The organism is Rhizobium sp. NXC24 (genome assembly GCF_002944315.1).
Lineage (GTDB): Bacteria > Pseudomonadota > Alphaproteobacteria > Rhizobiales > Rhizobiaceae > Rhizobium.
In genome coordinates this window covers 1,432,209-1,445,505 of the sequence record NZ_CP024314.1, presented here as the reverse complement: position 1 = coordinate 1,445,505, position 13,297 = coordinate 1,432,209, and the positions used below count along the sequence as shown (strand labels likewise).

The following is a 13,297-nucleotide window of genomic DNA, read 5'->3' as shown; positions in this document are numbered from 1 at the left end:
CTCCGCGCTAGCAACTAGATGGAATGGCAATGCAAAAAACAATGGAAATCGATAGCCGAGGCGACTTCGGGCTCTGGGCTATCGAAGCGGCGAAGCAGATCGTCAGCGAGCAGGGCTTCGATTTGGCGAAGGCCGCCCGCGATGGTAGTGAGCAGGATCTTCGATCGGCGGGCAACGCGCTCGGACAAGCCATCACCAACGTGCTGTTGGAAGTCTATGACGGTTTGCTCGAAGGCGCCCCTGAAGCGTAGGCCGATTTAGACAGTCAACGGCGGCATCTCAGCTTCACCGGTGCGCCATATCCAGGCAGACATATCCGGCCGCGCGTCGATCATCTCCCGCAAGGCGGCCTCGAAACTCTCATCGGCGCCTTGCGGCACGATATAGAGTGCCCGGGCCAATGGACGATGTTCCGGCAGGATCACATTCGCAAGCGGCTGCGTCCGCAAAAGCTCGAAGCGCAGACCTTTCACCATTTTTTCGCGCATCCGCGTCAATCGATCCAGCAGCCGCTCCTCGTAGGCATTTTCGATCGGCAGCCATTGTTCCGTCACCGTCATCAGCGCGATCTCGTTGATGGTGACGACGCCGGAAGGGCTTCCGGCGATCGTCGCGATGGCAATGAGATGGGAGGTTTCGTTGCTTCCCCAGAGGGTCAGTTCGGTATCGAAGCGGCGCTGCAAGCGCCGCCATGCCGGTTCCTCGAGATAGAGACGAAACCCCGGCATATGTTTGATGATGACGAGTTGACCGTTTCGCGCTGACGAGAACTCCTTCACCTCTCCCACCAGAAGCATCAACGTCTTTGGACCGGTAGAGGCGTGAAACAAAGGCGATAAGGCCTGCGCCCGTCGTTGCTCGATGGCTGCCTTCTCCTCGGCCCGAAACGGCTCGGGGACAAAGAGGCGCTCCGCGAGACTTTGCTGCCGAACCGACATGGTTCGAGCCGCTTCCTGAAGATGATGATAGACCTGCCACCAATGCCGCTTGCCCGCAAAATGCGCAGTCCATTCCGTCAGGCCGCTTTCATGCCAGAGGAAATGCAGCAGGCCGCGGAGCGAGAGCTTCTTGCTGTCGTTCTTGACGCTGTCGGCCGTCTCGGAACCCACAGCACCAGCACCGGAAGAATGGCGCTTCGATAGCGAGAAGTCCAGTTTGAGCGCTGCCGTCCCCGCCGCTGGATCGAGCTTGATGGCGCCTCCCATCAGGGGGCCGAGACCCGACAGCTCATAGGGAGGCTCGTAGGACGGGCATGCGGCGTCATGGTCTGCGCCGGTGAGCGGCATCCTCTTGATCACCAGTTGGTCGCCGATCTTGGCGACGTACATCGGCACGCCTTCGTCCTTGCAGAGACAAAGCGGGCGGGCCTTATCGCGATAGGCCAGAGTCAGCAGATGCTGGAAATCATCTGCATCATCACTGCTGACTTCCCCATTGATCAGGAACCGTCTCATTGCTCTGGCCACCTTCGAGCAAGTCGCACGCTCGCAATGGAGTGCCCCAAGAGAGGAAAACCTGTCTGCTCAGACCGGCCGATTGTGCCGGGCGGGCAAAGCCAGCTCAAGGCCGCGCGGCCCCTCCAATTTTCTCGTCCCTTCGTTTCACTCCGCTCCGACAAAATCGGTTCCTCCGCGCGCCGGCTCCGCCGGTCGTGTCCCACGAGCCTTGACCTAACTTTCCCCGCCCTGCGTGCCGCCGTCATCTCTCACATCTCTCAAGGAGACGACGATGACCAACGAACAGCACATCGAAGAACTGCGCGCCGAGGCCCGGGCTGCCGCGACGCTCGAAGAACGCCGCCAGATCGAAGCCGAACTCGAGCTGGCAATCGCCGAGCGCGAGGTGATCTGGGCCGAGCAGGACGGTCGCATCAGCGCCAAGCCGCCCTTCTGAGGCGGTAGTCGCGTTGGCAGCAGTCGCACAAGCCAATCGGATAAAGTGGCTGCATGTTGCCTCCTATCTTTTTCAGCCACGATTTCTGCCTCCAGTCTGTCATTCTCCAGCCTCGATTCCGCGGTCTTTGCTTGGCTTCACCGCGTGAGCTTCAATAGCCATTGTCTTTCAGATAGGTGTCGATCGCTGTCTGCATGATGATCGTCATGTTGATATCGTTCTCATGGGCGGCCTTTTTCAGTCGCGCCTTGGTATCGTAGTCCAAGGCGACGTTCACGTAGAACTTGGCTTCGCGCTCCTTCGTGCGCTTGAGGTTCTTCAGTGCAAGGCGGGCATCTTCCCGCACGATCGCGCTTGACGTCGCCTTCTCACGGCGAGCCTGCTCTGAAAGCCCTGGCAGGATTTTTGTTTCGCCCATCTCTGCCGCAGGTATCGTCGCCGGCGAGGTCGTTGGTTTCTGCTCCATCGGCTCCTGGCGGCCACGCTCCGTTTGCTCTGTCCGCGGCGCGATGATGAAGTCGCCGAGCTCCAAGCCCACCTTGCTCATGCAGCAATCCCCCGATCATACGCGGACCGCTTTTCCTCGATCTCGGAAACGAGGGCCTGCACCTCCGAGCGCGCCTTGCGGACACTGTCGGTCAATTCCTGCATCTGCAGGGTTCCAAGACCATTCTGGATCTCGCGATAGATGTTGCGCTCGAAGAGTTCGGTTTCGAGAAGCGCGGTCCGATAGTCCGCTTCCCGCAGGCCGGCGACGAAGGGCCTGATATAGCGATACGCCTCCAGATTACGGCCGGGTATTGTCACCCGCGTGCGAACATTGAGATGCTGAATTCTCGATCCGACCTCGTCGTTGATCTGGCTGACCATTGCCACGGCCTGGCCGGCAGCTTCGATCTCCTTGATTGCAGGCTGGATCGGGGAGATGACGAGCTCGGCTGCGCGAATGATGCCGGTCTGCAACGAGCTGTCTACGCCCGGCGCATCAATGATGATGAGATCGAACGCGCTTGCAAATCGCTCCACGGCCGAGCCAAGGGTCCGTGACGCTGAGGCGGTGGTCACTACGATATTCGCGGGGATGTTCTTCTTGTTGTGGCAGAGACGCCACCATCCCGAAAGGTTCTGGCGGCTGTCGGCGTCGATCAAAAGCACGCGCTCGCCACGCAAGGCGTACTCGCCAGCCATCAAGGTTACGAGCGTCGTTTTGCCGGCGCCGCCCTTGTTGCTCACTGCCGCATAAATCCGCCCCATGCTCCAGAACCTCTCGCTGCCAAAATCGTCGGCGATGTCGGAATATAACGCAATGAGTTTAGTTTCTGTCAACCAGAAATTTGGCAATCAGAAACACTCTATGGGTGGTCGGCCGTAGAATGCAGGTCCGGTCTTTGGGTATTGCGAGGGACCCACCAGTATCGTTGCATCACGCATTTATATTGAAATATTGTGGAAATAATCAGTAGACCCGCGGTCTGCGTCTCAACGGCGATGCAACAGCTATCCCGGTTCAGTCGGCAATCTTATGAAGGTTCAGTTTCGTACCAAGTCAGCTTGAAAATATAACTTAGTTGGTATAGTTATTGTTTGGCAGGATACGCAAAATTGTGATACAAATTTGCTGACGATCGACGGACGGGCCGTCGATGGCGCCTGCGGCGGGTCTTCTGGCGGAGGGTGCAATGGCAGTGATCGGCGGCAGGTCGCAAAACTTGGTGTCGGCGAAGGCGCGTAAGGAGCGTGTCGTTCATGTCCGGTTCGCTGTCTGGGAACACGTTGCCGTCGAGCATGCGGCCGCCGCGGCTGACATGACGGTTTCTGGCTTCATGCGCTCGCTGGCGCTGGAAGGAGCGGGCATTCAGCCATTCCTGACGGAGGACGACAGGACCATTCTCGATATCCTTGCTTCAGAGATGCGTGCCATCGGCGTGAACCTCAATCAGCTTGCCCGCGCGGCCAACAGGGCAGGGCAGATCGACGCGGCTGGGGTGTCCTCCGCTTTGATCAACATCCAAAAAATCGTCGTAGCGGTCGCCATGGAGTTGCGCAGTTACGGCGTCCGTGCGGCTCGTCGACGCGGAGCGGCGTGATGGAGTTCTTTCTCGGCGCCTTTGAGAAGGAATGGGAGAGCCGACGGGCGGCGTTGTTACACGAGCGGTCGCTTGGACGCGGAAAGGCCGACGCCGAAGAAGAGCGCAGGCGCCGCCGCGGCGGTGGCGCGAGTGCACTATCGCCGGTGCGCGGCTTTCGAGGCAATTCCGATCGACGCACAGGAACGCTGGCGCGCGCAATTGAACGCGACGGCGAGCCTTCCATGCGAAGTCGCTTTGCCGCCCTCGCGTCAGGCAGCCAACCGGCAGTCGTCAAGATGGCATCGTTTGGCGGTGGCGGCCGGCTCGGCGCAATGATCACCTATGTGTCGCGCAATGGAGGAGTGGTCGTCGAAAACGAGCGCGGCGAGCAACTCAAGGGTCGCGATGAACTCTCTGCCGTCAGGGGCGAATGGCACCACCTGATGAAGAACCGGGCCGAGAGCCGCGACATCGCCACCTTCACTGTGGAGGTGAACGGGGCATTCCGCGAAGGGGGCAACGATCACGAGCATTCACTGGCGTTGTTGAAGCGCGGTCTTGGGGATCGAAGTTTTGCCTATGCAGTCAGACCGGGGCGGGAAGGGACCAGTTACACGATCGAAGGCGTCGCGGTGTTGCGGGACAGCAATGGTGAGCGGCTCACAGCGGACAAGAAGGCGTCGGAGATCGTTCAGGATCGGTTTGATGGCGGCGCCGAGCGTGGTGAGACGGCAGCGTTCCGATTTACCGGCTACGGCAATGGAGCCGACTACGGGACGAGCCGTCTGCGCGATCTCGTCGAACGGCATGGTGGCGCGGTTTACGATGAAAAGGGCAAGGCAATCTCCGACGAAAAGCAAGCTGGAGAGCTTGTACAGCAGGAGTGGCGAGACCAGTTGCATAGCCGCAAGCCGCGCGATGTCATGCATCTTGTCCTGTCTGCGCGGGCGGGCACGGATAGCGAGGCCTTCCATGCCGCCGCCCGGGATTTTCTGGCCGAGGAATTTGCCGGTTATCGCTACGTCTTTTCTCTGCATGATCCGTCCAGGGATCCAAAAGTGGAGGAGGCTGGCGGCAAGCGGCCGCATGTCCATGTGCATGCCATCATCGCGATGCGGTCAGACATGGGAGACCGGATCGAAACGACGATCCCGACATTCCGCCGTTGGCGGGCGACGATAGCCGGGAAGGCGCGCGCCCACGGTATCAATATGGAAATGACGGACCGGCGTGAACGCGCCAGCGCTGCGGCCTATGGAAGGAATCAGGTGCGTCCGACAAGCCGGCTTGGGCGCACCGAGCATGAGGGCACAAGCGAGTCAGCGCAGCGCCGGTACGACGCCAAGCGCTCGGATCACCGTAGTTTTGCGCGAACGGAGATCAGCCGGTACTATACTGATATTGCTAAGTGCGAATGGGAGGTGTTAGCCTCGCAGGATAGCGATGAGCGCTCGGCAAGCTTCGCAAAAGAGCAGGTTTCGCGGCTGGAATTGGCGCGAAGCGAGGATTCGCCAGCCGTGATTGTCGCGAGCGAAGCGGAAAAATCGCTCTCGCAATTTGAAACGTATCTGGTAACATTACAGAAGATCGTTTTTCCGGATGAGCGGATATCGCAGATGAACCGATCCGAGTTTGAAGCCTATGAAAAGCGCGTGGAAATGGCGTTGTTTCAGGCAGAACGCGTAATGCCTCCGGAGCAGAAGACGAGTTTCGAGGAAATCGCCGCAGCTGCCCGCGAGCATGTTGATGTCCGTCGCGAACTGATGGAGCAGGCCGAGCAGAGCGAAGCAAGATCCGAGCGAGTTGACGAAGATCGAGGTCCAGCGGGCGATGAAGCGAACCAAAGATGGGACGAGGCGGTAGCGCGGCACGGGCTTCGGACTGTTGAAGCCGCAAACCAGCTCATGCTCGAAGTAGAGCATTTCCGTGAAGCGATCGAACTTGCTGACGTCGGCGAAGTCAATAACGATAAGGAAACTCTGCAGGCGAGTCTCAACTTGGAGCTGGCGAGAGCCGGTGAGCTTGGCGCTGCCGGCAATCGTCTGATCCGCGAAATCGCCGAAGTCGATGAAGAGCTGCGGACCGCGATCGAAACTGCCGAGCGGGCGCGCCAGCAGCGTGGCGAAAAGGGTAAGGACCCTGAAGGCGCCGCGGCGGGAGTTCAGGTGCGCGCCGACAATGAAGATCGTTCAGGCCGCGAAGAGGCGCCGGATCGCGATGACGGCGATCCGCCTCAGGAGCCCTCTGCCAGCCCTGCTTCCCAGCGGCTGGTTGAGGGAACAGTGGACCGCAACGCGGGAGATACCAGAAGGACGGATCCCGTGCAGCAGCACGTTCGGAGACTCGAGCAGTTGCAGCGTGAGGCTGACGAAAGGCGGGAACGCGATCAGAACGACCGCGAGCGATAGGAGGCGGGTGTGCGATACGAGCGACGGATCATCGTCAATCCTGAGACCGGCCAGAAGAGTGAAGAGGGATTGGCAAAGGTGTTTGGCATTGTGTTCTGGGCTGTGATGATCATAGGCGTTATCGATCACGCTCTGACCGTCGCCTGAAAATGGGCGCTATCGCAATGGACTTGGTTCCTTGCGCAGTCACCGTTTTGATAATTTTCTACCAAATTCAGCATCAAGGATGGTCGTCGCTATGTTGAACTATATGCTCCGCTCACCGATGACAGTCTGGTCGATGGCTGCGCCGGCCGTGGTTTTTTTGGCTGGGGCGATCCTTGGTGCGTTGATGGGACCACTTCCGCCGTTCGTCATGACAGTTGAATTCGCATTGCTTGCTCTAACGATGGCGCTATCCGCGCTGGCTGCCCTGCTCAGCGTTGCTCCACCATCCATTACAAGGCGTGAGGTGAGATGGGCGAACGAAAATGCCGCCATCCTTTACACCATCCCCGTGACCTTCGAGGAAGTGGATTTTATCCCACCTCTTCTGAGCAGGGTTGCCGCTTACCGGGATGATGACGGTACGCGCCGGCGGGTACCGTCTTATGAGTTGCGGGCGTTGCGTGCTTGAGCCAGTTCCTCCAACATGGAAAAATAGTTCGGGAGTGACGCTCGTTAGTCCAACTGTGTGGCCTTCTGGCGCAGGATGGCTGAAACCTTCTTCAGCCCTTGATGATCCAGCGCGTCGATGAACTCTTCAGCCGATGGTGTCGTCTTGCGCAGATTTTGCCGAGCGCTCTTGACGCTGTCGATCAACGCGCTCGAGAAAGTGGAATAGAGACCCGCGAGGAAGTCGTCGGGTGACGTGCAGGTTCCGCCATAGGGCCGAAGGTCCGCAGCCGGAAAATCCTTAAGATTCCACGTGACGATCACGGATGCTTTTGCGGCGACGGCAGCGGCCAAGACATGCCGGTCATCGGGATCGGGTAGGGAGAGGCTGGGGACAAGAGCCCGATAGTTGGCGACATCGGCGTCGGGCAAAACGTCCTTCATCCGATCGCGGGTCGCTTCAAGACGTGAGACGGGCGTTTCGGGTGAGTTGGCGGCCAGGTTGCGTATCCATTCGCCATGAATGTCGTCTGTCCAGTGCGCTTCGATTAGGCCGTCGAAGGCACACTGGACCAGGACATTGCGCAGATGGAAGGGATAGAGGACGCAGGATAGACCGCGACGGGCGGCTTAGAGGCCATGATTGACGATCAGATCCTCTGTGTCTTCCCCCAGTGCATCGAGGGCTTGTTGGCGTGCATCGAGCCTGGCTTTGAGCGCGAGGACATCCCGCAGCTTGGCTCGGCGATGCTTGCCAACATAGCGGAACGGCAGATCGCCGCGATCCATGCGCACCACAACGAGAGGACGTGAGATGCCGAGAATCGTCGAAGCGTCGGTCGGGCTTAATTCCTGATCTTCCGTGAGCAGGGCGACGCGCTCGCCGCGCCGCAAGTGGTCGAGGAGCGCTTCGACAGGTGCGACAGCGGAGGCCGGGAGAGAAAGGGTCTGAAGCTGCCCCCCTTCGCGGTGAATCCGCAGTTCGACATGGTCGCCTTCTGCCAGCTTGGGCATAGGCGCAACGGCCCTGCGATCGCGATCCGGCAGTTCGGTAAACTGAAGAACGTGGCTGGTCATGGCGGTTACTCCTTGACCATGTATATAGGGCAAGCCGTGCCTAACTGCAGTAACTGAAATCCCAAAAACTAGGCTTCGATTTACCGCTGGCCGGCAAGACGCTCTACTCTGTCTGGTCTTTTAGGTCTAAAGCAATAAGCCAGCTTTTGCCTTCAAGATGGCGGGTGCTGTGACGTGGCCACAGAGTCCGCTCAGTCCAATCCGATTTCTTCCGGATCAGGAATAGTTTGCGCCAAAATATCTTGAATGCTTCGCCGTTGCCGCGCTGGCATGTCCGGCGATCCGGTAAGTGCCGAATTAACGGCCGACTTCAACCGTTTGGCTGAGGAAGTGAGGCGTGTTTCAGGAGCATCCTTGCTCGATGGAACTGACTTTGCTCGCTTCCGAGGCGGCTCGGCAGCGGTTTTCCGCCCAATGACTTGAGCCACCTTCTTCGGCGCTTTCGCGGCGGTCACTTGCACGTCTTCGATCTCCCTAGCATTCTCAATTCCGCCGCTCTCGCTACCAGGGGCCGGCGTTGCGCCATAGTCTTGCATGAGTGCAGGCACAGTCATGGCCTGGAGAAATTCGACATCAGGAACCTCCTCTCGGTGCGAACTGGCGATTTCGGCGGCGCTTTTGAAGGGCTCCGTTGCGAAGTATCGCAACTTGTTGCCGAAGATCGGTCGCTGTCCTTCGATCAGCAGGATCATTCTGTCTTCAGGCATTTGCCTGACCTCCTGCGGCATCATCAGGTCACGCTCGCGAATCTGCTCGACTTTGGTGCGGCGAGGGAGGCCGACCAATTCGAGCGTGCGGGATTCGGATTGATAGCGGATCGTTCTCTTGCCAAGGGCACGGGAAGCATATTCGGCGGTGGCCTGATCATTGGCGCCAAGGATGAGTTGCAGACCGCAATTTCCAAGCAGCGAGTGGCGGGCAGTCTCGCCGTAAATCTCGTCGAGATTCTTCAGGTCCTGGATGATGAAAGCCATCTTGATGTTGTAACCGGCGACATAGGGCAGCTTATTGAGGATCTCGTCCATCTTCTTCAACTGCCGGAATTCGTCGAGCAGGAAATAGACGGGCACGGCAGCCGGATTGTGCTCGCGCGTCAGGAGATCCATCACCTGCTGCACGAACAGCGTTAGCAGGGGCCGGAGAATGGTCATGTCTGTGATGTTCGGCGCAAGGTAGATCGTCACCGGCCGCCGCTGCAGCGAAGCGAGATCCATGTCGGTAATGGCCGTCGCTGCAGTCACCCGCTCATTCCGGAACGGCGCCAGTGCCTTCTGGATGTCAAGCAAGGCCGAACGGGCCGCACGTTCGTTCAGAGAGATATAGGCGTTGAAGCTATCCATCGTGAACCTCGACAGATCAGGCTCGTTCTCCTTGATCAGCTTCATGAGCACCTGCAGGTCGATGCCCGCATTGAAGACGTTGTTCACCTCGCCGAGATTGCGGCGGTTCCTGTAGTGCGGGCTTTCCAGGACATAGCTGATCACACCGGCAATGATCTGCTGCGCGGTGCCCTGCCAAACCGCGTTCTCGGAGCCAACCGTTTCCGGGATCAGGATTGCCGCGATGTTCTGAATGTCGATGGTCCGGCTGCCTCGATCGGTGCGCACGAAGTCAAGAGGGTTCCAGCGATGTGTCTTCTGGGATCCCGGCGAGAACAGGAAGACCTGGTGTCCCCTTGCTTTCCGATAACCGGCCGTCAGTTCAAAAATCTCGCCCTTGAGGTCGGTGACAATCATCGAGCCAGAAAACATCAGGGCATTCGGAATGACATAACCCACGCCCTTGCCGGATCGGGTCGGGCCGATAATCAGATGATGGCGATCGTCGTTCCGGCGGAGGATGCTGCGGCCGATCCGCCCGAAGACGAGCCCCTCCTTGCGAAACCAGCCGTGTCGACGAAGGGAGACCGCATCCTGAAACGCTGCATCGCCCAAAGGGCTCGTTGCTTGCCGCAATCCGAATGCGGCAGCTCCCGCAGCCGTGAGGAGGGCAGGGACGAGCGCTGCCAATCCCACAAGCTGCAATGGCCGGTTATGGGAATAGGCAAGGAATTGCTGGATTGGTGCAAGCGGATTACTCGTGCTCATCAGATGCAGGATGCGACCGTCTTTCCAGACGAGCAGTAGGATCAGGCTGTAGCTCAGCATCCAGACAGCGACGGCAATCAGTGCGCAAAACATGAAATAGAACGTCAGGTACGACCGGCTCATGGTGCGCGCCGGGCGTAATAAATCTCGGAGACACCGCGGCGACCACCGTCGCGGCGCAACTGGATGACGATCGGAATGACCATGCGGATGTAAGACATGAGATCCTGCTTGGAGTAGCCGGACGACATGCCGGCCTGCATCATCATCATGGCGAGTTGCTCGTAGGCTCCCATCGGCGTGTCGGCATGCACGGTCGACATGCTGCCGGGATGACCGGTGTTGATGGCGCGAAGAAAAGCGAAGGCCTCCCCGCCGCGGATCTCGCCGACGAAGAGCCGGTCCGGCCGCATGCGCAGTGACGCCTCGAGCAGCGACTGAATGGTGACATGGGCGGTGCCCTGATCGCCGCGCGAGGCCACGAGATGGACGCTGTTGCGATGTGGAGGAAAGAGTTCGCGCGTATCTTCCAATGTCAGGATGCGCTCGTGATCATCGATGCTCTTGAGACAGGCATTGAGGAAGGTTGTCTTGCCGGTCGACGTTCCGCCACTGATGAGCATCGACACCCTTTCGCGGATAGCCATCTCGATGAAGTCGTGGACGCGACCTGCTTCGAGAAGCGCAATCAGCCTCTGGTCGGTTTCGTTTAGACCGCCCAGGGTCACCGACACGTTGTCGAGGCCGCCGGTATCGCGATACTGCGCCAACGTCAAATCGCTGATGACCTGCTTTCGGATCGATATGGAGCCGCCGTCGGCTGCTGCCGGCGGAAGGATGATCTGTATGCGTTCCCCGGAGGGAAGGGCGGCACTCAGCAGCGGATTTATGCGGCTGATGAACTGATTGCTGGCGGCTGCGACACGTTCACCGATGTGCTCGATCTCGGCAGAGGTCAGCTGAGGGATTGAATGGAATTCCATATGGCCAGCACCCAGCCGCTCGACAAAGACTTCGCCCGGTCTGTTGACGGAAATCTCCACAACGCTTGGATCTGCAAGAAATTCCGCGAGCGGCGACAGCGCTCGTTTCAGAAAATAATGTGGATCATTGCCTGATGGCACGACCCGCATCGAGGCCTCGCTCATGCTTGATCTCCTTCAGTGCTTCTTCGACGGGATCCGGGTACATGGCGGAGAAATCGAGGTCCTGGCGAACATAGACGAAGATGCGTTCGCCCTGATGGACACTGATCGTCGGAGGAATGCGCAGATTTTCTCCGAGTGCCTGGTTGGCCATGTCGGAGAAGGTCTGGGCGATGGTCTCGCGCGCAAGTTCCGCCGCGCGGTCGGAATCGGATTCACCGTTGCCGCTGCTCGTGCCGTACTGATTGCTGCCATACCCGGTCAGGTAGGATGATCCGGCGCCGACGATCGACAGCAGGATCGCCGATCCGAAGCGTTCGCGCCATTTGTTGTCGACGATGCCGGTCAGACCAGATCGGCCGAGGCTGTCGGTGCCGATGCTGTTCAGTCGGACTGAAACGCCGTCGTCGCGCAGCAGCCGTGTCCAGATGACAAAAATTCTCTTCTGCCCGCGGGTGATATCAGACTGATATTCGCCGATCAGCCGTGTTCCTGTCGGGATGAGAACCCGACGACCGTCGAAGGAATAGACGTCTTGAGATGTGATGGCGCGAATCTGTCCGGACAGGTCGCTGTTGATCGCCGTCTCCAGAATTCCGGGAATAAGCGTGCCTTCCGGGATCATCGCATCGATGCGGCCGATCTGCCGCGCCTTGGCCGACCGGTCACCGATCGCGGAAGCACTCGCGAGAAATTTGCTGCTTCGATCCTCGCCGGCAACGGTTGGACCACCTTCCGAACTATTTCCTGACAGCGCCCCGCTTCCGGGATCCGCTTTGGCGGAATCGACGATAATCTGCTTCGAAAGATATCGCTTGGGAAACGCCTCGGCCGGCGGCTGTTTCTCGTCCGCCGTCTGGACCGCCACCGGGGGCGGCGGGACGTCGAACTCGGTCGTATCGGTTGGTTCTTCCTTCTTTTCCTTAGGCGGCTCGGGAAGCTGGATAATGTTGTCAGCCGGCTTCCGCTCAGGCTTTTGGTCGTCACGTAGGAAGGAGGGCGGTCGAAACGTCGTGGTCGAGAACTCCTCGTCGCCGTGCAGCGCATCCTGGTGCTGCTTCTGCGACGCGAAGACGGTGAGGTATGCGAGGAGCGCTCCGCCGAGCAACAAGGTGGCACCTCCAAGCAATTGATTGCGCTTGGCGCGCCGATCGCGCACTTCGATCTCATCACCGGCGAGCATCGCTTCGAGTTCAGGCGATCTGTTCATCCGTTGCCGCTCCTTCTGCGCATCGTTGCCTTGGTATCCGGGGCGGGACCCATGACCGCTGGATCCGGTTGGCCGAAGTCCGGCTTCCTGAGATTGAAGATGCAGGTCCACTGATTGCCGTCGCGCAGCGTGTATTGTGTCGCCGTCCCGTCGACGACGATGTAGTCGCCCTCGCGGCGGACGTTGCGCAGCGTCTCGGTGAAATCGTTATTGACCGCAAAGATTGCCGGCACCTTCGGACCGAACTTGAGATAAGTCTTTTTGCCGTCGTCGAAAACCATCAGCGGCTTCAGGCTGCCGTCTCCGGAGAACGAGTAATCGATGTTGACGTTGGCCTTGTCGATGCCGGAGATGTTCGGATATCCTGCACGCGCCTCAGCCTCCTTGCGAAGTGACGCATTCAGATCCTTGTCCGGATAGACGAAACGAATGCCGAAGATCTTTTTGTTGTCCTCCGGCGCGTAGTCGTTGAGCTCGAGATAATAGATGCGCTTCGACGTCACGACGTTCATGTTGGTCGAGACGTTCTTCGCCTTCGGTTTGACGAAGAGGATGTTGCCCTTGTCAGTCGGCACCACGTCCCAGCTTTCGCTGTCACCGACGGCGATGGTTTCGAACTTCTCGTCCTCATCGAAGATGATCATGGTCGAGATGCCGTAGGTCGCAAAGACACGCACGACATTGTTCGGTTGGAAGACGACGCTCGTCACACGCGGGTCGAGCCGCCCGGCGGACGGCGTCTCTGCGGCGAAGGCGCCGGTGGCAAGGGCGAGAGTGGCCGCCAAAATATAGCGTCTGAGGGAACGGCGCACAC

Annotated in this window: 15 protein-coding genes; 6 read left to right on the top strand and 9 right to left on the bottom strand. The window is 59.1% G+C overall.

Annotated elements, in window-relative coordinates; genetic code table 11:
- Positions 1 to 29: 29 nt before the first annotated feature.
- Entirely contained in the window at positions 30 to 251 is a 222-nt protein-coding gene (locus NXC24_RS30880; RefSeq protein ID WP_104827115.1) for a hypothetical protein, read from the top strand.
- A 6-nt stretch (positions 252 to 257) separates the two neighbouring features.
- On the opposite strand, the gene NXC24_RS30875 is transcribed toward NXC24_RS30880, so the two are convergent.
- Positions 258 to 1,454, bottom strand: coding sequence for a DUF1173 domain-containing protein (locus NXC24_RS30875; RefSeq protein ID WP_104827114.1), 1,197 nt, complete (start codon positions 1,452 to 1,454; stop codon positions 258 to 260).
- Between the two features lie 274 nt (positions 1,455 to 1,728).
- Between NXC24_RS30875 and NXC24_RS35610 the strand changes: the two genes are divergently transcribed.
- The gene (locus NXC24_RS35610) at positions 1,729 to 1,893 is read left to right on the top strand and encodes a hypothetical protein (protein WP_199773625.1); all 165 of its coding nucleotides are present in this window, start codon (positions 1,729 to 1,731) and stop codon (positions 1,891 to 1,893) included.
- Between the two features lie 151 nt (positions 1,894 to 2,044).
- On the opposite strand, the gene NXC24_RS36035 is transcribed toward NXC24_RS35610, so the two are convergent.
- Positions 2,045 to 2,440: a hypothetical protein gene (locus NXC24_RS36035; protein WP_245464090.1), complete on the bottom strand. Its 396-nt coding sequence runs from the start codon at positions 2,438 to 2,440 to the stop codon at positions 2,045 to 2,047.
- The gene (locus tag NXC24_RS30865; protein WP_104827113.1) at positions 2,437 to 3,147 is read right to left on the bottom strand and encodes a ParA family protein; all 711 of its coding nucleotides are present in this window, start codon (positions 3,145 to 3,147) and stop codon (positions 2,437 to 2,439) included. Before NXC24_RS30865 ends, NXC24_RS36035 begins: the two co-directional genes overlap by 4 nt.
- Before the next feature lie 425 nt (positions 3,148 to 3,572).
- On the opposite strand from NXC24_RS30865, the gene mobC reads away from it, so the two are divergent.
- The 4 genes from mobC to NXC24_RS30850 all read left to right on the top strand — a co-directional run bounded on the left by mobC (position 3,573) and on the right by NXC24_RS30850 (position 6,986).
- Positions 3,573 to 3,980 (top strand): plasmid mobilization relaxosome protein MobC, encoded by a 408-nt coding sequence (mobC, locus tag NXC24_RS30860; RefSeq protein WP_104827112.1) that lies wholly within the window; start codon positions 3,573 to 3,575, stop codon positions 3,978 to 3,980.
- Complete coding sequence (locus NXC24_RS30855; RefSeq protein WP_104827111.1) at positions 3,980 to 6,370, top strand: conjugal transfer protein TraA; 2,391 nt, start codon at positions 3,980 to 3,982, stop codon at positions 6,368 to 6,370. Before mobC ends, NXC24_RS30855 begins: the two co-directional genes overlap by 1 nt.
- A 9-nt stretch (positions 6,371 to 6,379) precedes the next feature.
- Positions 6,380 to 6,517 (top strand): hypothetical protein, encoded by a 138-nt coding sequence (locus NXC24_RS35335; RefSeq protein ID WP_158704587.1) that lies wholly within the window; start codon positions 6,380 to 6,382, stop codon positions 6,515 to 6,517.
- Positions 6,518 to 6,608: 91 nt separating this feature from the next.
- On the top strand, positions 6,609 to 6,986 hold the full coding sequence (locus NXC24_RS30850) for a hypothetical protein (RefSeq protein WP_104827110.1): 378 nt from the start codon (positions 6,609 to 6,611) through the stop codon (positions 6,984 to 6,986).
- A gap of 44 nt (positions 6,987 to 7,030) precedes the next feature.
- Here NXC24_RS30850 and NXC24_RS30845 read toward each other — a convergent pair whose 3' ends face one another.
- From NXC24_RS30845 to virB9, 6 genes are all read right to left on the bottom strand, one after another.
- Positions 7,031 to 7,513, bottom strand: coding sequence for a PIN domain-containing protein (locus NXC24_RS30845; protein ID WP_245464204.1), 483 nt, complete (start codon positions 7,511 to 7,513; stop codon positions 7,031 to 7,033).
- An 81-nt stretch (positions 7,514 to 7,594) separates the two neighbouring features.
- The gene (locus NXC24_RS30840; protein ID WP_104827109.1) at positions 7,595 to 8,041 is read right to left on the bottom strand and encodes a helix-turn-helix domain-containing protein; all 447 of its coding nucleotides are present in this window, start codon (positions 8,039 to 8,041) and stop codon (positions 7,595 to 7,597) included.
- Positions 8,042 to 8,232: 191 nt separating this feature from the next.
- A complete protein-coding gene (locus tag NXC24_RS30835; protein ID WP_104827108.1) occupies positions 8,233 to 10,251 on the bottom strand; it encodes a type IV secretory system conjugative DNA transfer family protein in 2,019 nt (672 codons plus the stop codon).
- Positions 10,248 to 11,276: a P-type DNA transfer ATPase VirB11 gene (gene virB11 / locus NXC24_RS30830; protein WP_104827107.1), complete on the bottom strand. Its 1,029-nt coding sequence runs from the start codon at positions 11,274 to 11,276 to the stop codon at positions 10,248 to 10,250. Before virB11 ends, NXC24_RS30835 begins: the two co-directional genes overlap by 4 nt.
- On the bottom strand, positions 11,236 to 12,483 hold the full coding sequence (gene virB10, locus NXC24_RS30825; RefSeq protein ID WP_104827106.1) for a type IV secretion system protein VirB10: 1,248 nt from the start codon (positions 12,481 to 12,483) through the stop codon (positions 11,236 to 11,238). Before virB10 ends, virB11 begins: the two co-directional genes overlap by 41 nt.
- The gene (gene virB9, locus NXC24_RS30820; RefSeq protein ID WP_104827105.1) at positions 12,480 to 13,295 is read right to left on the bottom strand and encodes a P-type conjugative transfer protein VirB9; all 816 of its coding nucleotides are present in this window, start codon (positions 13,293 to 13,295) and stop codon (positions 12,480 to 12,482) included. The genes virB10 and virB9 overlap by 4 nt, the downstream gene beginning before the upstream one ends.
- Positions 13,296 to 13,297 lie beyond the last annotated feature (2 nt).